This is a genomic window from Serratia sp. L9 (assembly GCF_050632285.1).
Lineage (GTDB): Bacteria > Pseudomonadota > Gammaproteobacteria > Enterobacterales > Enterobacteriaceae > Chania.
In genome coordinates this window covers 969927-992422 of the sequence record NZ_CP192591.1, presented here as the reverse complement: position 1 = coordinate 992422, position 22496 = coordinate 969927, and the positions used below count along the sequence as shown (strand labels likewise).

16 protein-coding genes and 3 pseudogenes are annotated in these 22496 nt (G+C 47.7%); 7 read left to right on the top strand and 12 right to left on the bottom strand.

What is annotated here, in order from left to right:
* Positions 1–8: 8 nt before the first annotated feature.
* From ACQ86O_RS04620 to ACQ86O_RS04605, 4 genes are all read left to right on the top strand, one after another.
* A complete protein-coding gene (locus ACQ86O_RS04620; RefSeq protein ID WP_431224309.1) occupies positions 9–728 on the top strand; it encodes a fimbria/pilus periplasmic chaperone in 720 nt (239 codons plus the stop codon).
* A 31-nt stretch (positions 729–759) separates the two neighbouring features.
* Positions 760–1902, top strand: coding sequence for a fimbrial protein (locus tag ACQ86O_RS04615; protein ID WP_431224308.1), 1143 nt, complete (start codon positions 760–762; stop codon positions 1900–1902).
* A 263-nt stretch (positions 1903–2165) separates the two neighbouring features.
* On the top strand, positions 2166–7676 hold the full coding sequence (locus ACQ86O_RS04610; protein WP_431224307.1) for an ESPR-type extended signal peptide-containing protein: 5511 nt from the start codon (positions 2166–2168) through the stop codon (positions 7674–7676).
* A 125-nt stretch (positions 7677–7801) separates the two neighbouring features.
* Positions 7802–8563 carry a hypothetical protein gene (locus tag ACQ86O_RS04605; RefSeq protein ID WP_431224306.1) on the top strand — a complete coding sequence of 254 codons (762 nt, stop codon included), beginning with the start codon at positions 7802–7804 and terminating at the stop codon, positions 8561–8563.
* Between the two features lie 93 nt (positions 8564–8656).
* Here the strand turns inward: ACQ86O_RS04605 and ACQ86O_RS04600 are convergent, their stop codons facing one another.
* From ACQ86O_RS04600 to ACQ86O_RS04590, 3 genes are all read right to left on the bottom strand, one after another.
* Positions 8657–9289, bottom strand: a complete 633-nt coding sequence (locus tag ACQ86O_RS04600) for a hypothetical protein (RefSeq protein ID WP_431224305.1) — start codon at positions 9287–9289, stop codon at positions 8657–8659.
* A 55-nt stretch (positions 9290–9344) separates the two neighbouring features.
* Positions 9345–9752, bottom strand: coding sequence for a winged helix-turn-helix domain-containing protein (locus tag ACQ86O_RS04595; RefSeq protein ID WP_431224304.1), 408 nt, complete (start codon positions 9750–9752; stop codon positions 9345–9347).
* Positions 9753–10780: 1028 nt separating this feature from the next.
* Entirely contained in the window at positions 10781–10942 is a 162-nt protein-coding gene (locus ACQ86O_RS04590; RefSeq protein WP_431224303.1) for an SMR family transporter, read from the bottom strand.
* Positions 10943–10964: 22 nt separating this feature from the next.
* Between ACQ86O_RS04590 and rhuM (ACQ86O_RS04585) the strand changes: the two are divergent.
* Together rhuM (ACQ86O_RS04585) and ACQ86O_RS04580 are read left to right on the top strand one after the other, a co-directional pair.
* A pseudogene (rhuM, locus tag ACQ86O_RS04585) lies at positions 10965–11135 on the top strand (RhuM family protein); the annotation flags it as partial.
* A pseudogene (locus tag ACQ86O_RS04580) lies at positions 11135–11309 on the top strand (integrase); the annotation flags it as partial. The pseudogenes rhuM (ACQ86O_RS04585) and ACQ86O_RS04580, both read left to right, overlap by 1 nt.
* A 401-nt stretch (positions 11310–11710) precedes the next feature.
* Here ACQ86O_RS04580 and ACQ86O_RS04575 read toward each other — a convergent pair.
* From ACQ86O_RS04575 to ACQ86O_RS04545, 7 genes are all read right to left on the bottom strand, one after another.
* Positions 11711–12331, bottom strand: a complete 621-nt coding sequence (locus ACQ86O_RS04575) for a class I SAM-dependent methyltransferase (protein ID WP_431224302.1) — start codon at positions 12329–12331, stop codon at positions 11711–11713.
* A 4-nt stretch (positions 12332–12335) separates the two neighbouring features.
* Positions 12336–12935 carry an NADPH-dependent FMN reductase gene (locus ACQ86O_RS04570; RefSeq protein WP_431224301.1) on the bottom strand — a complete coding sequence of 200 codons (600 nt, stop codon included), beginning with the start codon at positions 12933–12935 and terminating at the stop codon, positions 12336–12338.
* Positions 12928–14163: an MFS transporter gene (locus ACQ86O_RS04565; RefSeq protein WP_431224300.1), complete on the bottom strand. Its 1236-nt coding sequence runs from the start codon at positions 14161–14163 to the stop codon at positions 12928–12930. Before ACQ86O_RS04565 ends, ACQ86O_RS04570 begins: the two co-directional genes overlap by 8 nt.
* 187 nt (positions 14164–14350) lie before the next feature.
* On the bottom strand, positions 14351–16192 hold the full coding sequence (locus tag ACQ86O_RS04560; protein ID WP_431224299.1) for a YncE family protein: 1842 nt from the start codon (positions 16190–16192) through the stop codon (positions 14351–14353).
* An 11-nt stretch (positions 16193–16203) separates the two neighbouring features.
* Positions 16204–17124, bottom strand: coding sequence for a formylglycine-generating enzyme family protein (locus tag ACQ86O_RS04555; protein ID WP_431224298.1), 921 nt, complete (start codon positions 17122–17124; stop codon positions 16204–16206).
* Positions 17125–17240: 116 nt separating this feature from the next.
* Complete coding sequence (locus ACQ86O_RS04550; protein ID WP_431224297.1) at positions 17241–18911, bottom strand: WD40 repeat domain-containing protein; 1671 nt, start codon at positions 18909–18911, stop codon at positions 17241–17243.
* Positions 18904–19518, bottom strand: a complete 615-nt coding sequence (locus ACQ86O_RS04545; protein WP_431224296.1) for a GTP cyclohydrolase II — start codon at positions 19516–19518, stop codon at positions 18904–18906. Before ACQ86O_RS04545 ends, ACQ86O_RS04550 begins: the two co-directional genes overlap by 8 nt.
* Before the next feature lie 268 nt (positions 19519–19786).
* Here ACQ86O_RS04545 and rhuM (ACQ86O_RS04540) point away from each other — a divergent pair, with 268 nt between their 5' ends.
* Positions 19787–20050, top strand: coding sequence for a RhuM family protein (gene rhuM, locus ACQ86O_RS04540; RefSeq protein WP_431225647.1), 264 nt, complete (start codon positions 19787–19789; stop codon positions 20048–20050).
* 53 nt (positions 20051–20103) lie between these two features.
* Here rhuM (ACQ86O_RS04540) and aspA read toward each other — a convergent pair.
* Both aspA and ACQ86O_RS04530 read right to left on the bottom strand, forming a co-directional pair.
* A pseudogene (gene aspA, locus ACQ86O_RS04535) lies at positions 20104–21539 on the bottom strand (aspartate ammonia-lyase).
* Between the two features lie 196 nt (positions 21540–21735).
* A complete protein-coding gene (locus ACQ86O_RS04530; protein WP_431224295.1) occupies positions 21736–22440 on the bottom strand; it encodes an aspartate/glutamate racemase family protein in 705 nt (234 codons plus the stop codon).
* Positions 22441–22496 lie beyond the last annotated feature (56 nt).

The following is a 22496-nucleotide window of genomic DNA, read 5'->3' as shown; positions in this document are numbered from 1 at the left end:
ATATTCATATGAACATCAGACAAAAAATCATCTTAGCCACCGTATTGTTGCTGGGGAGCCAAATGGCTAATGCGGCGATTGCCCTGGATCGCACGCGAGTGATTTATAACGGTCAGAGCAAATCGGTCAGCCTCAACCTCAGCAATGAGAATAAAGAGCTGCCTTATCTGGCACAGGCGTGGATCGAAGACGCCCAACACCAGAAAGTCACCACCCCACTGGTAGTAACCCCACCGGTGCAGCGGCTGGAGCCGGGCGCCAAAAGTGCCATCAAGGTTTCCGCCATGCCGGAAGCGATGAAATTGCCACAGGATCGCGAATCCTTGTTCTACTTCAACCTGCGGGAAATCCCACCGCGCAGTGAGAAAACCAACGTGATGCAGATTGCGCTGCAAACGCAGATCAAACTGTTCTATCGGCCAGAGGCGATCACCCCGAAAAAGGGGGTGATCTGGCAGGAGCAGACCACATTGCAACAAACAGCACAGGGTTATCGCATTGAAAACCCGACACCGTATTACCTGATCGTGATTGGCTTGGCAGAAAAAAACAGCGCCGCGGCGGTTGATGAATTCCAGCCGTTGATGATAGCTCCGCAGTCCAGTGCCGAACTGAAGTCACCCGCCTTCAGCAAGCCGGTGGTGACCTACATTAACGATTACGGTGGCCGCCCGACGTTGGATTTTAATTGTAACGCTGGCAACTGCCAGGTGGTGAAATCCACCTAAGCCTTCTTAGATACGCCAGGGAGAATAAACAATGAATAGGGATAGCGTCATGCACTTCACACGCTTTATGCGCCAAATCGGCCTGCTGATGGGCTTGGCTTGCACAGGGTTATATAGTTCCCCAGGAATGGCCATCATAACCGCTGGCAGCTGCGCAGCAGCTGCGATGGATACCAGCCCTTATATTTTCACACCGCTGCCCGTTACCTTGACCAATGGATTTGTGTTGGCTTCACGCACAGTAACCTCCAATTACACCTATAAGAAAACCGGCACAACATCAGATGTCTTGTATACCGGGGCTTCATATGCCACTGGGACCATGAATACTACTTATAATACCCTGCCAGTAAACGGGCCAAAGGGTGTCGTGCAGGGTGTCGGGTTCCGTATGACTAGCCAGGGTGATCCTGGCGGCATTGTTGTTATAGGTAGCCCCTTTGGCATCCTTAACTCTCGTACTACTACCATCGCAGGGTCCGATCTTCGCGAGTCTGACGAATGGTTACAAGAGTTGGTTGTCACTAATGCCAGCATTTATCAAGGTGGCCAAATTATCGGGCTCAATGGTGTCGCCTTACAAATAATTTTTGGTAACCAGGCCACTTGGACCGCGCAAAACGCTCAACCAGGGGGTACCCGTTGCACCGCACTTCAACTTGTTTCAAGCTCTAACATTTTGACACCAGGAGGCGGCGGCGGGCTCCCCGAATTACCGATACCCAAAACCCCAACCTGCGATTTAGGCGGGGTCAATATTGAAGTTGATTTACAGAATGTCGAGAGCAGCGCCCTGAAAAACAGCGGCGATATCAGCGGCGGCAAAGAGTTTTCGATCTCTTTGGGCAACTGTGGCAAAAATGCCAAACCCTATATCACCTTTACTGATGGCAACAATAAAGCCAACCGCACCACCACGTTGGGGCTGGCCGCTAGCAGCACGGCTACCGGGGTCGGGGTTGTGATTGAAAAAAGTGGCGGCGGGTTGGTGCAATTCGGCGCGCAGAATACCAGCGTCAGTGCCAGTAACGCAGGGCAGTTCCTGGTCGGGACATCGGCAGCAGACGGCTCGTCAATCCCGTTAAAAATGACGGCGAGATATATTCGAACCGAGGGTGATATTAAGCCTGGGGAAGTTAAGTCTGACGCTATTTTTACGATAGCTTACCCTTGAGTTAACAGCAGTGAATTAAAAATTCCATTAATAATATTGGTAACTTTTATTACGAGATAAAACTTTAATTTAAGAACCGCGTTGTACCCAGGGGTATTAGTCCATCTGATTTCCTCCTAGTGAGATCGGGTGGATTTCCATTGCCGAATCACGGACTGGTTAACGTCAGACTGTTTTTCGGCCGTGCGTTTTTGTCTTTAAATTAATAAACAAGGTGATAACCGTGCTTGTTATCACTCTCTAAAATGAATGGAGTCATCACAATGAATAAAGTTTATCGTGTTATTTGGAATCATTCGCTGCAATGTTTTGTTGTCGCTTCTGAATTCGCTAAAGCCAAGGGTAAGGCTGCCAGCAAAGTTGCGGCGGCGATCGTCCTAAGCTCGGTGGCAACCGCAGGCTTTGCCGATGACAATCTAACTCCCGATGTCGTCGACAGCTCAGTAGAAGAAACCACTACCGATAGCAACACCCTGCCAGATTTAACCGAAATTGCAGCGATTGGCGCACAAGTGGCCGCGGTGATGGCGGATAACGATTTAACGTTGTTCGACGATACTGTCGTTGCTGAAACACCGGTATTTACCCCAGGGATGGGGCGTGCGGTAGGAACTAACCCGGTTATTAATATTGTGGTTAATGGCCCGGATGCTGCAACAGCATCCAGCTCAGGGTGGATAAGTGCATTGGCAGCAGAGCATCGGGCAGATGGGCTGGGCGTTCTAGTAACAGGTCAAGCTAATGGGCAAAGTATAGCAATTGGTTCTGGAGCAAACTCGTCTACTTCTGGGACAATAACACTTGGCTCGTATTCTTCATCTGCTGGAATAGGAGCAATGGCATTTGGCAACTGGGCATCGGCTGCTGGGCGTGCAGCTGTGTCAATAGGCCCTGGGGCCTACAGCTCAGATAACGCCATCGCTCTCGGGGCCTGGACTGCAGCTACCGGTGCCCGGTCTAATGCCTTTGGTGTTGTTGCCGGGGCTACAGCTGCTGATGCAACCGCGATAGGTACTTCTGCAATGGCATCGGGAGCCCGAGCAATAGCGCTTGGTTCATCATCTAACGTCGGTTCAGCCGCAGATCCGTTCCAAGATACCACCACGAATACTAAAGCCTCTGGTATTGACTCTATTGCTTTAGGCACCAACGCCAAAGCCAGCGCCAATAATACGCTAGCACTGGGGCTCAACAGTTCCGCAACCTTGGTCAATAACCTCGCCGTGGGTGCCAACGCCAGTGCAACCGCAGCCAACTCGGTTGCTTTAGGTGCATCTTCTGTGGCAAACCGTGCTAATAGCGTTTCTATTGGTGGCACCGGGGCAACACGCCAGTTGGTGAATCTGTCTGCAGGTACAACTGCGACTGATGCCGTCAGCGTTTCACAATTAACACCGCTGATTGCTGCCTTGGGTGGCGGTTCAGCCTTCGATAACACTACCGGGGCAGTTACCGGTCCGCAATACACTCTGAGACAAATCAATGCTACAACCGGTAGCAGCCAGTCAGTGTCTACCCCATTCAGCAACGTAGGGGATGCGCTAACAAGCCTGAGTGGCAGCCTGTCTAATCTTTCGGGCTCAGCACTGCGCTATGTCGATTCAGCGTCCAAAGCCTTGATTCAGTTAGGCGGCGAAGATGGTACTCGTATCACCAACCTTAGCACAGGTGAGCTATCGGCCAGCAGCACCGACGCCGTCAACGGCAGCCAGCTGTTTGCCACCAATAACGACGTGGCGGCAAACACCTCGGCCATCGCCATCAATACCAGCGCCATTGCCACCAACACCTCGGATATCGCCACTAACTCTAGCAATATCGCCGCCAACACGGCCGATATCACCCAGAGCAAAACCGATATCTCCAGCCTGACTACCAACATCTCCAACATCACCAATGACCTCAACAGCGGTGCTGTCGGCCTGGTGCAACAGGATGTGGATACGCTGGATCTGACCGTGGCTGCGGCAACCGGTGGCACGTCCGTGTCGCTGGCCGGTACCGACGGCGCTCGTACCCTGACCGGTGTGAAAGCAGGCAGCCTGGCGGCAGACAGCACCGACGCCGTGAACGGCAGCCAGCTGTTTGCCACCAATAACGACGTGGCGGCAAACACCTCGGCCATCGCCATCAATACCAGCGCTATTGCTACCAACACCTCGGATATCGCCACTAACTCTAGCAATATCGCCGCCAACACGGCCGATATCACCCAGAGCAAAACCGATATCTCCAGCCTGACTACCAACATCTCCAACATCACCAATGACCTCAACAGCGGTACTGTCGGCCTGGTGCAACAGGATGTGGATACGCTGGATCTGACCGTGGCTGCGGCAACCGGTGGCACGTCCGTGTCGCTGGCCGGTACCGACGGTGCGCGTACCCTGAGCGGTGTGAAAGCGGGCAACCTGGCAGCAGACAGCACCGAGGCCGTTAACGGCAGCCAGCTGTTTGCCACCAATAACGACGTGGCGGCTAACACCTCGGCCATCGCCATCAACACCAGCGCTATTGCCACCAACACCTCGGATATCGCCACTAACTCTAGCAATATCGCCGCCAACACGGCCGATATCACCCAGAGCAAAACCGATATCTCCAGCCTGACTACCAACATCTCCAACATCACCAATGACCTGACCAGCGGTACCGTTGGCCTGGTGCAACAGGATGTGGATACGCTGGAGCTGACCGTGGCTGCGGCAACCGGTGGCACGTCCGTGTCGCTGGCCGGTACCGACGGCGCGCGTACCCTGACCGGTGTGAAAGCGGGCAACCTGGCAGCAGACAGCACCGAGGCCGTTAACGGCAGCCAGCTGTTTGCCACCAATAACGACGTGGCGGCTAACACCTCGGCCATCGGCATCAATACCAGCGCTATTGCTACCAACACCTCGGATATCGCCATTAACTCTAGCAATATCGCCACCAACACGGCCGATATCACCCAGAGCAAAACCGATATCTCCAGCCTGACCACCAACATCTCCAACATCACCAATGACCTCAACAGCGGTGCTGTCGGCCTGGTGCAACAGGATGTGGATACGCTGGATCTGACCGTGGCTGCGGCAACCGGTGGCACGTCCGTGTCGCTGGCCGGTACTGACGGCGCTCGTACCCTGACCGGTGTGAAAGCAGGCAGCCTGGCAGCAGACAGTACCGACGCTGTGAACGGCAGCCAGCTGTTTGCCACCAATAACGACGTGGCGGCTAACACCTCGGCCATCGGCATCAATACCAGCGCTATTGCTACCAACACCTCGGATATCGCCATTAACTCTAGCAATATCGCCACCAACACGGCCGATATCACCCAGAGCAAAACCGATATCTCCAGCCTGACTACCAACATCTCCAACATCACCAATGACCTCAACAGCGGTACCGTTGGCCTGGTACAGCAGGATGCGGATACACTGGACCTGACCGTGGCAGCGGCTACCGGTGGCACTACTGTGTCGCTGGCCGGTACCGACGGTGCGCGTACCCTGAGCGGTGTGAAGGCGGGCAACCTGGCAGCGGACAGCACCGATGCCGTTAATGGCAGCCAGTTGTTCGAGACTAACAATAATGTGGCGACCAACACCGCCAATATTGCGACAAACGCAGCAAATATTGTCACCAATACCGCAGATATCGCCAAAAATACCGGCAACATCAGTGGGCTGGCAGGCAGTTTAGGCGGTGGCGCGGCGGTTGATGCGGACGGTAACTTTGTTGCACCAAGCTACAGCGTGCAGGGTCAGACCGTAGGGACTGTAGGCGACGCACTGAACGCCTTGAACGGTGGAGTTAATACCAACACTGCCGTTATCGCGCAAAACAGCGCCGATATTCTGCGTAACAGCGGTGATATCAACAGTTTGAGCACCAGCCTGACCACCATTACCAACGATCTGAACAGCGGTGCTGTTGGTCTGGTACAGCAGGATGCGGATACGCTGGACCTGACCGTGGCTGCGGCAACCGGTGGTACTTCCGTGTCGCTGGCCGGTACTGACGGTGCGCGTACCCTGAGCGGTGTGAAGGCAGGCAACCTGGCAGCGGACAGCACCGAGGCCGTTAACGGCAGCCAACTGTTCGAAACCAATAATACCGTGGCGAGCAATACCGCCAATATTGCGACGAACGCAGCAAATATTGTTACCAATACCGCAGATATCGCCAAAAATACTGGCAACATTAGCGGACTGGCGAGCAGCTTAGGCGGCGGCGCGGCGGTTGATGCAGACGGTAACTTTGTTGCACCAAGCTACAGCGTACAGGGCCAGACCGTAGGGACTGTAGGCGACGCACTGAACGCCTTGAACGGTGGAGTTAATACCAACACTGCCGTTATCGCGCAAAACAGCACCGACATCCTACGTAACAGCGGTGATATCAATAGCCTGAACAACAGCATGGCTAGCATGACCAACGATCTGAACTCCGGTTCGGTTGGCCTGGTAAAACAGGATCTGGTGAGCAAAGAACTGACCGTAGCAGCGCTATCTGGTGGTGACAGCATTTCATTCAGCGGGTTGTCCGGTAGCCGTGTCTTAAGCGGTGTGCGTGCAGGCCGTGCTGATGAAGATGCAGTGAACATCAGCCAGTTGAAAGATCTGTTTGCAGAGTTGGGTGCAACAGATGCCTCAATTGATGCGGCAACTGGCAAGATCAGTGGGCCACGCTACAACATCCAGGGCAGCAGCTATAACCTGAGTGACTCGCTGGCCGCACTGGATACCCATATCGGTACCATGAAAACCAACATCAACAATGCTATTGCCTATGATCTGGATAACAACAATAAAGTGACGCTGGGTAATGTGAACGGCTTAACGCGCGAAGCGCCTGCTCCGGTCACGATCACCAATCTGGCAGAAGGCAACGTGGCAGCAGGCAGTACCGATGCGGTTAACGGCAACCAACTGTACGAAGTGAAAACCCAGGTAACGCAAAACACCTCGGATATCAGCGATATCAAAAACAATATCGACGGTATTACCAACGGCACCGTAGGTCTGGTGCAACAGGATGCAGAAACTCAAGCGCTGTCGGTGGGTAAAGACAAAGGCGGCACTACCGTTTCCCTGGCAGGTACCGAGGGTGATCGTGTGTTAACCGGTATTGCTAACGGTGTGGCAGATAACGACGCAGCCACGGTTGCTCAGGTGAAAGACATTGCCGTTGCATCAAGCACCGTAGCCACCAACAACAGCAGCAACCGTGTCAAAGCCGTAGCAACAGGCAAAGACAGCGCAGCGTTGGGTGGTGGAGCGCAGTCCTCTGGAAACAACAGCCTGGCGTTGGGCAGCAATGCTCGCGCAACCGCCAGCAATTCTGTCGCTCTGGGTAATGATTCACTGGCCGACCGTGCCAACTCGGTCTCTGTAGGATCTATTGGCAGTGAGCGCCAGGTCACCAACGTGGCGCGTGGCACCGCGGGTACCGATGCGGTTAACGTCGATCAGTTCAACGAGGGGCTGTCATCACTGAGTAACAGCACCAATCAGAACTTCCGCGATATGGGCCGCCGTATGGACGACATGAAAGACAAACTGAGTGCAGGTGTAGCGTCAGCAATGGCAATGGGCTCGTTGCCTCAACCATACAGCGCCGACGCAGGCATGATGTCGATGGGTGGCGGTAGCTATAATGGCGAATCCGCACTGGCCATCGGTGCGTCTAAAGTGTCTGAAAACGGCAAGTGGGTGACTAAAGTTCAGGGTAGCACCAACACCCAAGGCGACTTCGGTATCTCTGCGGGTGTGGGCTATCAATGGTAATAGGTTGTACTCAAGCGTGCCGGATATCGGCACGCTGCTTTAATGCAATCACACATTAATTAAGTCAGCAAACCCATGCTGTTAGGTGGGTTTGCTTTTTTATAACTATTTATGGACAAGCCGTTATGAAGAAAAAGATTTTCCTGTTCCTCGGTGGAATACTTCCTTGGGTACTTGCTGGTTGTGACGCCAGTAACACCAGCACCAATAGCATGACCATGGCTTCTTTACCATTAGTGCAGAACACCATTGCTTCGCTGGCACCAGTTTTTGGCGGTTCACGTAATGACATCATCATGGAGCAGGTCTGTGCGCTGGCTCAAGGGCAGAAAACCCAGGAGCAGTTTGAGCAGTTCTTTACCAACAAAGGCATTGCCTTGCAGAAACTGGCTGAGCAAGATGCCGGATTTGCCCTGCTTGCAGATAACAGCCTGGTCAAAAAACAGGTTGCCTGCATGGCTCACCTCACCTCGGCGGCGTTTTTACAGACTGTGAAAGCAACGGATGATAAAGCCACATTGACGCCCCAGCTTAGTCAGAAACTGCAGGTGATGGTGACCAATGCCGAGTTCTTCTCACTGATATCCGAACGGATTGAGCAGGCACCAGCAACCACTATCGTGCGGCATAAACAAGAGATTATTCGGCAGGCAACGGCAATGGCCCCACTCTACTTTGCTATCATGGCCAAAAATGCGCCGCATAATCTGCAATATACCGTGACCCAGTTACAGGGTAATCGCCTGGCATTCTCCAGCTCAAACGGCTATTTCTTTGCTCTGCAGAACAATATCGCAACATTACAGTTATTGAATATCAATTGGTATGGCGAGGGAGAATTGCTGGGTAAGCGGCATTTTATTCAAGTGCAACAGCCGTTATCTTGATGAAAAAAATTAATAATATTATCTGACAAAAACAAAACGGACGGTATCAAGCCGTCCAATGTCATACACTGACTACAAATTTGCATACGGCATTTATCTAAAGCAGGAGAGCTTCATCAGCCCCGAAAACAGTTCCTGGTTATAACGCGCAAAGAAATGATCAGAAGATTTTACGCCTAACTTCGCTAACGCTGAGTTTTTATGGCTGTACAGCGTCTTGGCTTCTTTACCGCTATATTTACTCAAGTAATGTATGCTCTTGTTTTCGGACAGGTTCATCAGCACCTCCTTTTCCGTTTTAGTAATATGCGGTCTTATGATCTTCACGTTATCACCTAAATAAATAATTTCCGTGATTTTTTGAATAAAAATATTAACTCTATCTTCTTTATTGTAAACACTTCTCGAATAAAAATTTAAAATCGTTATCGGCAACTGCCCCAACGGCGAACGATGGGTAAAGAGTATTTTTGGCCGTTTTCTACTGGATGCATAAATCTTATCAAGCCAAGTAAATACATCCAGTGCAGTAAAGTCAATACCGTTAGCGTCAATGATAATAAGATCCCAGTACAACGCGGGCATTTCTATTAACTCATCAAGCGTGTAAAAAGTTTCTACCTTTAGCAATGATGAGTATTCTCTGTTCAGTAAGGAGCTCATGCCCAGGCAAGAGATTTTATCTTCATCAAGTATTGCGATGTTTATTGCTTTTTCTATTATCATGTTACTTCCTTATCATTAATAAAAAACGAGATTCCTTCCCGTATTATTTAAAAAGTTAGCTAACAACTTCCTCGGTATTGAAATACAGGTAGAGCAATTGACTACAATTAAGACTGTATCCCTTACCGCGATCATAATTAATAAAGTCTGATGGTACCCCTAGGAGCTGTAAATCCTCTTTGAGTTTATTCACTACTTGCAACAGTCGCGGATAAGAAGAACTCAGACTACTGGCTTCCCAGACATTACTCAGCAATTCCTCTCTGCTGACAATATTATTTTTAGCCTTCTCCAGGAGGTAACACAGCAATTTCATCTTAGTGCTTCTTACCGATACTATTTTAAGCTCCTCATTTTTTGCCGTAGACATCCTGACCAATTGGTTATGCAGCAAATCAACCTGAAAATGGCTGCCACTGTCAAACTTGATAATATATCCAAAATGATTTTCTTTATTCAGCACCTGTGACTCCCTACTAAAATATACAATGTTTATCTGGCTCTAATAAATGTAATCACGATAAGAAATTAAATTTCACAGATGGCATTAATTAAGACCATTCTCTTATATAAAGTTAAAAAGGAGTATCCCAATCTGTTTCTGAACTTAGTTGACAAATTGTTGTTTGATTTAATATTTTTTACCATAAACTTAACAATACAAAGATTAAAAAGTGACTAATAGTTTAAAAGTCAGTGTTATAGACTAATTGCATCGCATTAAATAAAGTAAACGTTTTCTCCTTTTTTTCTCTGATTTATAGAGCTATTACCTATTATTGGTAACGCTTGCATGATGTCTCACCTCCAATAGTAGCTGCATGATGACCTGATTATCTAACCGTATTTAAATCAGGTAGCGCATCGGCACAATTTATTTTCTTAAGACAAATCTATTGAAACATCACTCATAATGAAACTTAAATCTATTTAGTGAGAATTTTCTTCTAAAAAAGGTTAAAGCAATAAGATTGTTAACAAATCATTAGCAAAATAATAATTAATCCTCTATTATCATACATATGTGATTCATTTCGTTTAAATACGAATTTTATTATCAATGATGAATTATATTGCAATAATGTTACAGCTAAGATCTAAGTAAAAAAATTAATAGCTTTAATGTTTTTTAATGTCATGAAAATAATAAATATTTTTCATACCAGAGAATGAGAAGCAACAAGTATTCTCGGAGTAAATATGTGCAAGCTAAAAACGGATAAACCATGATGAGATAATTCTATCTAGAAAGGGAACAGTGACAAATTCTTGGGGGTATGAAGGAGAACGTTACTGTAGTAACACTGGGGGATCGAACAAAAACTAAAAATAATAAGCATGGGTTGCTCGATATTAACCTGCATACAGCCCTATTTCATGCTAAGGCGATGCAGTGGCATTGACGCCTGGCATTGACGCCTGGCATAGAAGCCATCTGCAGTTGTTAATAATGCAGCACAGCCAGGACCAGCATGCGTTGCCTGGCGTTATTTATTTTTTTACCACGCCATACTTCAAACAAGCTATCCCACAGACAATCACTACAAAGCCACTTAGCTTCAGCACCGATATCGGTTTTTGAAACAGCAGATAGCTCAGTGGGGCAATCAGCAAAATACCGAGCCCTTCCCAAAGCCCATAGGCTACGCCCAATGGAATTGACCTGCTCCCCGTTGATTACTTCGATGAGATGCTGGAACGCATCCGCGATATCCGCGCCAGCGAACGCCGGGTTTATTTGCGGGTTCGGGAGATTTTTGCGTTAGCCGCTGACTATCAGCCATCACTCAAAGAAACCACGCAGTTCTTTCAAACCATCCAGAATAAGCTGCATTTCGCCTGTACTTATCGCTGGCTGAAGCGCGAGAAAAACGCGGGGAACCCGTAAGCAGGTTGCGAATGGCATTACCCAGTAGCCGGGAAGAAGGCGCAAAAGCGTGCTCAGAAACTTTCTGTCGAGCACTTCTTTGAAGCGATTAGCCGCGAGTGGCACACGAACAAGGCTGACCGGCGGACTCTGACGCTGGATAACATTCATGCCACGGAAAGCAATCAAGCGGGCAATTCACTGACCTGCAAGGCACGACTCATGGCGGTGCGTTCGGATAAGGAAAAAGCCCGGTTGAAACGTATTATGGATGTAATCGAAGATAGGGCAAAAGGCATGTCAAATGACGATTCTAGCTGCCTCATTATAGATAATGTAAATACCTCAGCCAGACGTATGACGGAAACCCGCAAGGTAGCAGGAACGGTGGAGTACGTCGTATATAACTTCCCCAGTTCCTGGCATAAGGCGCATCAGGTAGTCCTGGGCCCATTTGGAAATGGTAAAAAACCAGGCTGTTACAGCTAAGCCGAAAAAACGAGTTGCATTATGGGGTGGCATCCTTACGGGTGCCACCAAGCAAACTGGTCAGATTATGCCTTTTGGCAAAACGAGATACGGTAGTAATTTTCGTGCGTAGGCCGATAGATATAGGTGGTTTCCACCACGTGAAACCCGGCTCTATTTAAAATATCTGCAAGCTGATCATCACTGAAATAGTGGTGAATACGGGCATAGCTATCCTGGTAGGTCGGTTTTCTATCGTCACAGAACGTCGATAAAATGAAATGACCCTGCGGAGATAAAAATTGGTGCGCCTTCTCTAGATACTCCGCCCAACTTTCCTCTTTCTGATGATGGAAACAGCCGTTGTCCACGATGACCTGATAATGTCCGTTCAATGGGCAGGAAAGAAAATCACCATGATAAAAATTGACGTTATCATAGTGCCCGCTTATGGCTTTCCATTCGGGATGGGCGTAAATATCTACGCCCGTAACTCCGAGGCTCAGCGGGCTATAGACGTGGGTATCCTGCCCGCTACCACAGCCAATATCGAGTATACGTCCGTTGCCGGACAAACGCAGTTTTCCTTGAATGAGCAACGGTAAAATACGCATACCGATATCACCGGTCCACACATCGGACTGTTCCGTGTAATGGCGGTGAAAAGCTTTGGCAATGGTCATGGCGTAGTTGTCTGAAGTTTGCATGCGGTTACATTCCATACGGCCAAGTTTCAAAATCCAGTACCCCGCTTTGACGTACCTGATCGAGCCCTGGAATATAAGCTTTCAGCACGCTAAGCGCATAAGACAGACGTGCCTCGTCACCCGCACTATCTTCGTTACCATTGAACGATTTGCTACGCACATTGCGCACGATAACGTGGTCCGGAATGAAGCAAATCCGGTTGTTTTTTGCGCAGAATCCTTTAAGCTGCGCGACCGGGTTCGCTCCACCACTCCCACCTGAGATACTGACGATCAACGCTGGTTTGTGCGCCAGTTCATTCCGTTCAGCCAGGACCAGCAGGTTCATCAGCGCAGGCGGGACCATGCCATGCCATTCTGGTACAACGAAGATCACCGCAGAGCTTTCCGCAAGCTTATGGGAGGTTTTTTTCCAGTTGGAGCAAGGGATCTCTTTTTCCCAAAACGCATTATTCCACTCTTGATGCCGGGTTTCGGCTAAGTCGATAACATCGGTGTGCGCATCAACGTCCACCGCAGCAATCATCGTGTTAATGATGTGGGATAGCCTGGAGGATTGGCTGTTCTCGCGGGAACTTCCGCTGATAATGACGTAGTTATTCATTCAAATTTTCACCATTTTCATAACGTGTTGAGGAGAAGTGTGGATTCTGGCTGAGCATCAGGGCAACCAGAACCATCAGAATGATGATTAGAGCGATGTATTTGAAGCTGAGTACTGCTGCCAACGAGGTGAGGAAAATCGTTGAGAGCGAAATCATTGCGCTGTTGATAATGCGTAGTAATCCACTGATTCTGCCCAGCATCGCTTGCGGCGCGCTTTCCTGAATAATCAGATCCTGAGTGACGCGACAGGCGAAGATCCCCATGAACGTGAAAAGTTGGCCAGCAAGCAGGGCCGGAACGGAGCCATACTGAAACAGCATCACGCCGGCAGCGATCATTAACAAGGTGATAAAAAGGAAAGACTTCCTTGCCATGCCTTTAAAAACGGGAACGAGGATGGAACCTAAAAACATGCCGCCAGCGCTGACCGCATACATAAAACTGGCGAATTGATCACTGACACCGAGCTTGTTTTTTATGTAAAAGATGATCAATAACTCCAGTCCGCCCGTGGCGAGCGTTATGCAGATGATGAACATGATCAGCAGGCGCAGTGGCTTACTCTGGTGTACCCTAACCAGAGATTCTTTCAGCGAAAGGTTGGTTAGCACAAACTTCTCTCGCAGACCCTTTACCTGATGCTCCACCGCTTGCATCGACGGTATTTTTGTCCAGTAATTGGCGAGTAGTGGGGCAAGGTAGGTTAACGCGTTGATCAGCAGCAGCACGGTATAGCTGAAATATTTGAGCAACACGGCACCAATGATGGGGCCAATCATAAACATAGCCGTATGGATTGACGCCAGAGCCGTAGTCGCTTCCACGCGATCTTTGGCGAACAGTGCAGGGACGAGCGTCATTTCCGTCGTGCGCGATACTTCGAAAGCAACGCTGGTCGCTGCAGCTAAAACGCACAACAGCGCAAACGGAAGCGCATCAATGCTGTAAAGAAACGCGATCGTTAACCCGATAGCGAACTGAACAAGCAATGAACAAAAGAAAATATGTTTTTTATTGGAAATGTCGACGATGCTGCCGGCATAGATCCCCGGAAAAACACGGGGTAAAAACTGACTGATGGAAACAATGGCCATATTTTGCAGCGAAGCCGTCATATGGTAGACCATCAGCGGTAAGACCACGGTATACATGGCGTTGCCGAGGCGATCAAAAGCCAATCCGGTAGCCCATGCTGTGAATCTCGTATTATAGATAAGCGTTCTCACTCTTTTCTCCTTAGATCGAGGTGGCTTGCGCCACCTCTCTCCGGCCAGATTAAGGCCTTTACGATGTCAGGCAATTAGCCATTGCTCTGAACAATGCGGCGCTTAGGCTTGGTCATTGTGTATCCTCCCGTTTAATAGTAGCCAACTACGTTGGCAGTGAATGTCGAAGCCAGAGCCTCAACGTATTTTAAGTTAAATAGGTTTCCCGGATTTTATTCAGCTTGCCAGCCTCAACCCGATAACTGTTCAGGAAACCGCCACGCCCGCCGACAAACAGCACGACCTCATCATTGGTTCCGGGAAATGCGGCGAAGGCTTTGGTATAGTCGGGAAGGTTTTCTTCTAGATCGACAATTTCCCCGTCGGCGTATTGATAAACGCCAACCTGATAACCGTATCCGCCTGCAAAAATAAATCCGTTACTATACGCGCAGGTTTCTTTGGTACTGACAAGAAACTCACCGGTTTCGGATTTAACTTTCATATTGTTACTGTCAATTTCAAATACACCCCCGGGCCCAGTCACGAAAAGATGCCCATGTTTATCTGTAATTAACCGTTTCAGGCGGGCATTAAATGTTATGCTTCCTAAAATATCCTGAGACTCTGAGTGCATAAATATAACCTGCTGATGGAAATCGCAGGTAAATGCCCGGTTTCCTTCGCGGGTATAGGCACAGGCGTATGAAGGACCATTCAATTCAATCGTATCAATCAACCCACCATCATTAACGTTAAATTCGTAAACTTTATTTGCATCAGAAGACAGCAGGCAGCGGTTCTGTGCTTTATTCAGCGACAGCCCCCTTGGAACGCCAAGAACCTGTTTAACCCACAAAATATGCCCCTGCTCGCTGCAGTGAAATACGTCCCCTTTGCGGCTGATACCTATATAAGAACCGTCATTCAAGGGTTTGATATCTTTTACGATACCAAAACCGTGACGATGGTGTGCCAGTTGCTTAACCTGAAGGCTGCCGAATATCCCTTCTTCCCAAGTAAATATCGCTACACCAACATCGGTTCCCGCATAAAGATATTTATCATTTTCCGGATGTGGTTCAAGCATCCATATGCATTTATTAAGAAAATGAGTTCTGCCGACAATCTCACCGTCGCTGTTTAATTTAAAAATATCACCAGTCTGAAGCAAAGTATATATGTTGTTTTTTTCATCAACAACAGCGTGAATTATTTGAAACTCAAGTGGGCCAAAAATTTTTTCCAGCTTGAATTCTTTATTGCTATTGTCGAAAACAGATATCTTACCGTTGAAACCACCAATATATATTTTTTCATAATCAAAAGAGAACGTAATAAACTCATTATCTTCATGAGAAACCTTATATTCCTTTACATTCTCACCGTCTTTATCAATGGATATAATTCCGGTGCGTACGCATTTATCATCTCCTAGACCGCCATCCTGTGTGGTGCAAAAACGATCATGCCTACGATCATAAACCACGCCGTGAATCACGTTACTATCTAGTTTACGACTGATGGGAAAATAATTTTCCTCGAGATTACCGATATACACCGTGCCGTCAACGTCGGAAAGCATATGCGTTTCTTCATTTTCAACGCAAATCGCGTCAAAAAAGCTGGGTGACGGCGATTCCCTGATATCCAGCAGGCGGAAATCATTTACGTCAATCACCACGATCTGGCCGAAACCGTTATTAGTGTAGAGACGGTCATTTAAAACAGCAATGGCGCGATTGGGTGAGGGTGACGGCTCTTCACCATCGAACAATTTTTCGCGGTCACATAAGTTCTCCGCCTCATAAAAATCGATGGGTTCCAAGGTATCGCGCTGCCATTTTCCAACCGTGCCAAAACGATCTTTGGTGAAAATAAACGTTTTATATAGCACCACCGCATTGATAGGTTTGTTGTAGCCCAATGCCGGGGATGAACAAATAAGATTTAGTTCGGTGTCGAACTTATGTAAACGGCCTTTCACGTCGGAACAAATCAGTTCATTGTCTGCATAAAAGACACGCAGCAAGCGGTTTGGAATATTCACTACGTCACTCCTTATGGAATTATTTTTTCTGCCAGTCGAAAACCCATTACATAGAGTTCCGTATCGTATCTGCCGTGCCGCCTGCGTGTTCTACACAGGTCGCGAAAGCGGGTAAAGCTTCCGCCACGAGCCACAGGGTAATTTTCCCCCTGGGTCAGCCAAAGATCGTCTTTGATTTCGGGATACTTACCATAAGGTTGGTAGCTATCCTTGGTGTATTCTTCTACATTTCCCGCCATATCGAGATGTCCGAACGGACCTACACCCAGCGGGAACAATCCAACGGGCGTCGCGTCAATAATTCCGCTTTCCACCGAATTGCATCGATCCATCTCGAACCATTCTCCCCAAGGATATTCCCGCCCTTCGTTTCCAGCCGCCGCGTATTCCCACTGTGCCTCGGAAGGTAAATGGAATACACGACCCGTTTTCCTGCTAAGCCAAGCTGCATATGCGCTGGCTGCTGTGTGGGTAACGGAATAAACGGGATAGTTCGACCGTTGGCGCGGATATTCCCCGAATGGCCAACTGGTGGGTAGTTCTTCGTAGCCTGTATCATCAAGAAAAAAGTAATATTCCCGGTTCGTTACGCAATATTTCCCCAGCGCAAAGCTCTCCAGCGTTACCGTATGTGCCGGACACTCTTTGGCGATCCACTCCTCCAGAACCCCATACTGCCTAAAGGCGTCCGTCACACCAGCCACTGCGCTTTCATCTAGGCCGAGCGTTACTTCGGCCCCAGGGATCACGATCATTTCAGGGTCATAAACCCTGATGCGTGGATCGCCCTTAAGCGCCAGTAAATTTCCTGCCGCGTATCGACGGGAAAAGGGCGATGCTCCGTTAGAAATGATGTCGATCAGAGCTTCGCGGCCAAGAACTGACAACGTTTCATATTCTGAGTCAAGATTGTCCAGTTCGTTAATGCACACGTAGGGGGCAGGCCCATTGCTTCTCTGGCGCTCAAAGCATTAATCTGTTTGCCCGATAAATCAGCATTTTCCGTTAGCAATCCCGTTAAGGAGATACAGTTTGTTCGCATTTCCGTTTATCCCTGAAGTACGAATTCACATATGCCTTCGTAAGTTGAGAATACAAAATTATCGTCAGTGGCTTTAATGCTTGAAATACCTGAAAATGAACGCCGCTGCCAATATGACCATTGCTGCTCGGCAATATCGAAAATCCCTACCCACCCGGTGTAATTTCCGATGGAGACATGTCTTTTATCTTTGCTTAACGCTACACATTTAATGGAATTTAGGCTTGGTGTATCAATGACGGTTACGCCATCTTTATGCCAGAGACGTAGCTTGAGATCCCGGCTCACGCTGACAAAATTATCAGTACCGTTACCATCGCAGCCATTGGCAATTTTTCCATGGGCATTGGGAATATATTGGTGGCAACTTAAATCGTCAGTATTGTGAAATGCGGTTGAGCTGTCGGCGCAGACGGAAAAAATGAACACATCTGACAGCGCAACGCCTTTGATTGCATTGGCATGCAGCCCGATCACTTTGATAACCTGAACCTTGCCATCAACCTCGCGTAATACGATACCTTCACCGGTATAGGTGCCAACGACGCACATGGCATTGTCACCGCCGATACTGGCCGCACAGTTAAGCGGAGAATGATGTTGATAAACTATTTCACCCGTTTGGGCATTAAACAATGTACCCATCTGGCCGCCGGTAAGTAATATCCCGTTAAACTCGCAAATAAAGTTACAAAGACTGCCAATTTCTGTGACGATCTGCGATCCCCGATATACATTACCCGCGTCACCGACGCTCCAGAGCTCTCCATTAAACAGTTGTACTGCGTTCAAACCCTGCGTCGGTTTAATATGATCCAACTGCCAGGTTTTCGCAGAGATAATATATTGTGCATAGCTATCGCCGAATGAGGCGAAAACCAAGTTGTCTTCATTTAGAAAAGCACAAGAGCGTGGCCAAATAATGGCGGGCAAATCGGCGGTATGATAGTTTTCCAATACCCCGTCGCGCTCCCGCCACAGTTTCATTTTGCGGTCGTAACTCAGGCTGACCATAACCTGATGTTCCGCGTCATACACCAAGCGTTTGATGCCAGCCTCATGCGCTAGCGTCATGCGCATGGTGCCCTGCGCGATCGTAATGATTTCTCCGTTATCGTTACCGGCGAATATAGTTCCGCAGGGCGCAATCGCGATGGTGTCCGTTTCCACATTATCGAGATCAATACATTGAACCTGCTCGCCGCTGTCGGGATCCCAAACCCGGATTGTACCGTCGTCGCTGGAGCTGATAAGATTGCCACTCCGACCCCATTCGACAGAAATAACGTCTGCACAATGGCCTTTTAAATGTTGAATTGGATTGCCATTAAGATCGGAAATCACGATGGTTTTATCCCGTGAGCAGGTTGCTACCAACGGTTTTTCGGGATGAAAAGAAACTGACTCAACATCATCCTTATGCATCTTTATAATGCCGAACAGCATCAGTTCAGGGAATGTCCAGATTCTGCAACTGTAATCGCTGCTGACTGTCGCGACATAATGCCCACATGGGCTGAAGGTACACTGATTTGCCAAATGATCGTGGAAAACTCTATTAACCGGCATTTTATTTTTAGCATTCCATAGGATAACCCGGTTATCATAGCCTGCGGTTAATACCCAATCATTACCAATAGTAGCAACTCCGCTAATTGGCGCAGTGTGTTTATGCATAATCAGTGCCTTCACATATTAAGGAGATGGTTAGTTTTTTCTTTTTTGCCGATAAATAGTCTTTATTGAATTTATTCAGAAACGTCCCGGTATTCACCACTCTATTTACATTAATACCATGATGTTCGAGCTGTGTTTTTTTATCAGGATTATTACTCAATAAACAAATTTCAAAGATATCTAGAGCTTTTAGCATCATTGCAGCGATTGAAAACTCTCGCTCGTCATGAGAAAACCCCAGTTCAATATTTGCTTGATAAGTGTCCATGCCTGAGTTCTGTAATTGGTATGCATCGATTTTATTATATAAACCAATGCCTCGCCCTTCCTGCCGTAAATAGAGAAGTAGGCCACCTTGATCTTCCAGCAATGACATTGCTTCAGATAATTGTTCACCACAATCACAGCGCAGAGAATGAAATACATCGCCTGTCATACATTCAGAATGAATTCGTACCAGTGGCACGGGGTTATTCTCCCGGTGAGCGAAACGCAGCGCGATATGTTCCTTTTCTACAGGAAAACCACGGAAGGTTATAAACTCAACCGGTTTCGTTATCCCTTTCAATGGGATAAGGGTACGGTTTCTAATGCATAATTCATCCATAAAAAGTGGCCCAGTACCATAAAATTTTCTAATGTAACATTTATAAAAAACAGTACACAGAATGTCAATGTTTTATTAACAAAAAGTTCACATTAACATAATTATTTATCAAGTGTTTGATATTATTGTATATTTTAATTTGAGTGGACTATGCATAGGTAACAATCTGGATTGTTTCTTCAATGGAGCCCTTTCTACAACGTTAATGGGTTTACCAAACTGTTGGCCTGGTTGCCGACTTGAGACTGAGGTGATGTAAAAATCTGAGATTCCGGCTACAACTCCTGATCAAAGCTTTTGTGATGGGCTGGGTACGTCTGAAAATACACCCGTTGGAACATCGGGTGTACCTGACTATTGTGGCGAGACGCTGGAACGTTTCCGCGATCCCCGTTTCAGCGATGATCGGATTTATTTGTGGGTTCGGGAGATCTTTGCGCTGGCTGCCGACTGGCAATCCTCATCCAAAGAGACAACACGATTTCTTCAAACCTTGATTTGCGCCAAGCGTGAGCGGCGGCCAGGTTTCTAATGAATAAAAAGGCACCGGATATAAAAATATCGGGTGCCTTGCTGAATCAAGATCTATTCTTCACTTTCTTCGTTATATCGCTTTGCTTTATAAGCCGGGTGCATCAGGTTCTCTACAGAGAAGATATCGTCCAGTTCAGCTTCGGTTAGCAATCCACGCTCCAGTACTACTTCACGTACGCTCTTTCCGGTTTCTGCACAAATCTTGCCGACGATGTCACCGTTATGGTGGCCAATGAACGGGTTCAGATAAGTGACTATCCCGATTGAGTTAAATACGTAGTACTCACAAACTTCCTTGTTTGCTGTAATACCATTAATACATTTTTCCAGCAGGTTATAGCAGGCGTTGGTCAGAATGTGAATTGACTCAAACATTGCCTGGCCAATTACCGGCTCCATCACGTTTAGCTGCAACTGGCCTGCTTCGGCGGCCATGGTAACGCAGATGTCGTTGCCAATCACTTTAAAGCAAACCTGGTTAACAACCTCTGGAATAACCGGGTTCACTTTGGCTGGCATGATAGAAGAACCCGCCTGCAATTCTGGCAGGTTGATTTCGTTCAGGCCAGCGCGTGGGCCGGAAGACAGCAGGCGCAGGTCGTTACAGATCTTGGAGAGTTTCACTGCCAGCCGCTTGAGGGCGCTGTGTACCATCACATAGGCACCGCAGTCGGAGGTGGCTTCGATCAGGTCTTCAGCAGGAATGACCGGCAGATTACTGACTTCTGCCAGTTTTTGTACTGCCAGATGCTGGTAGCCTTCCGGGGTGTTCAGCGCCGTGCCGATCGCCGTAGCACCCAGGTTCACTTCCAGCAGCAGTTCCGCGGTGCGATGCAGGTTACGGGTCTCTTCATTCAGCAGGACGCTGAACGCATTGAACTCTTGGCCCAGGGTCATTGGCACCGCATCCTGCAACTGGGTACGGCCCATTTTCAGAACGGTTTCGAACTCTTTGGCTTTACGGTCAAAGCCTTCACGCAGTTGGTTGATGGCGTCGATCAGTTTCTGGTTGGAGGCATATACCGCGATGCGGAAACCGGTAGGGTAAGCATCGTTGGTGGATTGGCATTTATTGAGATGATCGTTAGGGTTAAGGTACTGATATTCGCCCTTCTGGTGGTCCATCAGTTCCAGGCCGATATTTGCCAGCACTTCGTTGGTGTTCATGTTCAATGAGGTGCCGGCCCCCCTTGGAACACATCCACAGGGAATTGATCCATGCATTTGCCTTTATCCAGCACCTCATCACAGGCCAGGATGATGGTATCGGCAATTTTACGCGGGATAGTTTTCAGTTCTTTGTTGGCCAATGCAGCGGCTTTTTTCACCATGACCATGCCCCGAACAAACTCAGGGACATCGCTGATTTTACTGTTGCTGATATAGAAGTTTTCAATCGCACGCAGTGTATGAATACCATAGTAGGCTTCTGCGGGGACTTCACGTGTTCCTAACAGGTCTTCTTCGATACGAATGTTGTTTGGCATAACAATCCTCTCTAATATTTTTATGTTAGATGGAATGACAGGAAATATCTCGAGTTAAAAACAATAACTACCCATGTTGAAAATCCAATGGCTTGGAAAAATAAATTAGGACAATTTTAAATTTGTAAGCCGGTATTTATTATTTGTAGTTCTTGCGGGGTAGAACCAATCAGTAAGCAATATTAACGTGTATAAGTTAATGCTTAGATGCTCTTGCCTGATACCAATTGATCGCCGATTTAACAAGTTCTTCAGTTGTATCAATATATTTATCTGGGTTGGCACTGACTTTGTCACTTAAGATTAAAGGAAGTTCAGTGCAACCCATAATAATGACTTCCACCCCTCTGTTTAACAAGGCGTTATGTACACCGTCAATGAGTTCTTTGGCCAATTCAATATTACCGGCTTTATATTCGTAAATGCTTTTCATTACGCTAGATTGTTCTTCTTTTGTAGGGAGAACACACGCAATTTTGTTATCCAATAGCCTGTTGTTATACAGTTGGCTGGAAATGGTTGCGTCAGTCGCCAATAATCCAACTTTTTTAACCTGGTTATGAACAAGCACTGAAAGAGTCGCATCAATGATACTTATCATTTCCATTTTCGTTACCGCTTTCAGTTCTTCGAACCAGTAATGTGCAGTATTACAAGGTATTATCAGGCACTGCGCCCCGGCATTCTCAATGAGCTTGGTGTATTGAATTAGTTTATTCAGCGGTGACTGTTCATGATTCAGTATACAAGCAGATCGATCAGGGATATCTGGTATAGATAAAGCAATAATGGGAATGTGTTCTTGATCCTTAGACGCATTAGTATTTCTTATTATTTTGGTCATTGCGTCAACCGTGGCCGCTGGTCCCATTCCGCCAAGAATTCCAATGATGTTATTCATAAAAACCCCTCTTTACTGCAAGTATGATTTTAATCTATACTTAATATCTCATAATT

Coding starts and splice junctions, on each gene's coding strand:
- ACQ86O_RS04620 (WP_431224309.1), top strand. CDS start 9: ATGAACATCAGACAAAAAATCATCTTAGCCACCGTATTGTTGCTGGGG.
- ACQ86O_RS04615 (WP_431224308.1), top strand. CDS start 760: ATGAATAGGGATAGCGTCATGCACTTCACACGCTTTATGCGCCAAATC.
- ACQ86O_RS04610 (WP_431224307.1), top strand. CDS start 2,166: ATGAATAAAGTTTATCGTGTTATTTGGAATCATTCGCTGCAATGTTTT.
- ACQ86O_RS04605 (WP_431224306.1), top strand. CDS start 7,802: ATGAAGAAAAAGATTTTCCTGTTCCTCGGTGGAATACTTCCTTGGGTA.
- ACQ86O_RS04600 (WP_431224305.1), bottom strand. CDS start 9,289: ATGATAATAGAAAAAGCAATAAACATCGCAATACTTGATGAAGATAAA.
- ACQ86O_RS04575 (WP_431224302.1), bottom strand. CDS start 12,331: ATGCAAACTTCAGACAACTACGCCATGACCATTGCCAAAGCTTTTCAC.
- ACQ86O_RS04570 (WP_431224301.1), bottom strand. CDS start 12,935: ATGAATAACTACGTCATTATCAGCGGAAGTTCCCGCGAGAACAGCCAA.
- ACQ86O_RS04550 (WP_431224297.1), bottom strand. CDS start 18,911: ATGCATAAACACACTGCGCCAATTAGCGGAGTTGCTACTATTGGTAAT.
- ACQ86O_RS04545 (WP_431224296.1), bottom strand. CDS start 19,518: ATGGATGAATTATGCATTAGAAACCGTACCCTTATCCCATTGAAAGGG.
- ACQ86O_RS04530 (WP_431224295.1), bottom strand. CDS start 22,440: ATGAATAACATCATTGGAATTCTTGGCGGAATGGGACCAGCGGCCACG.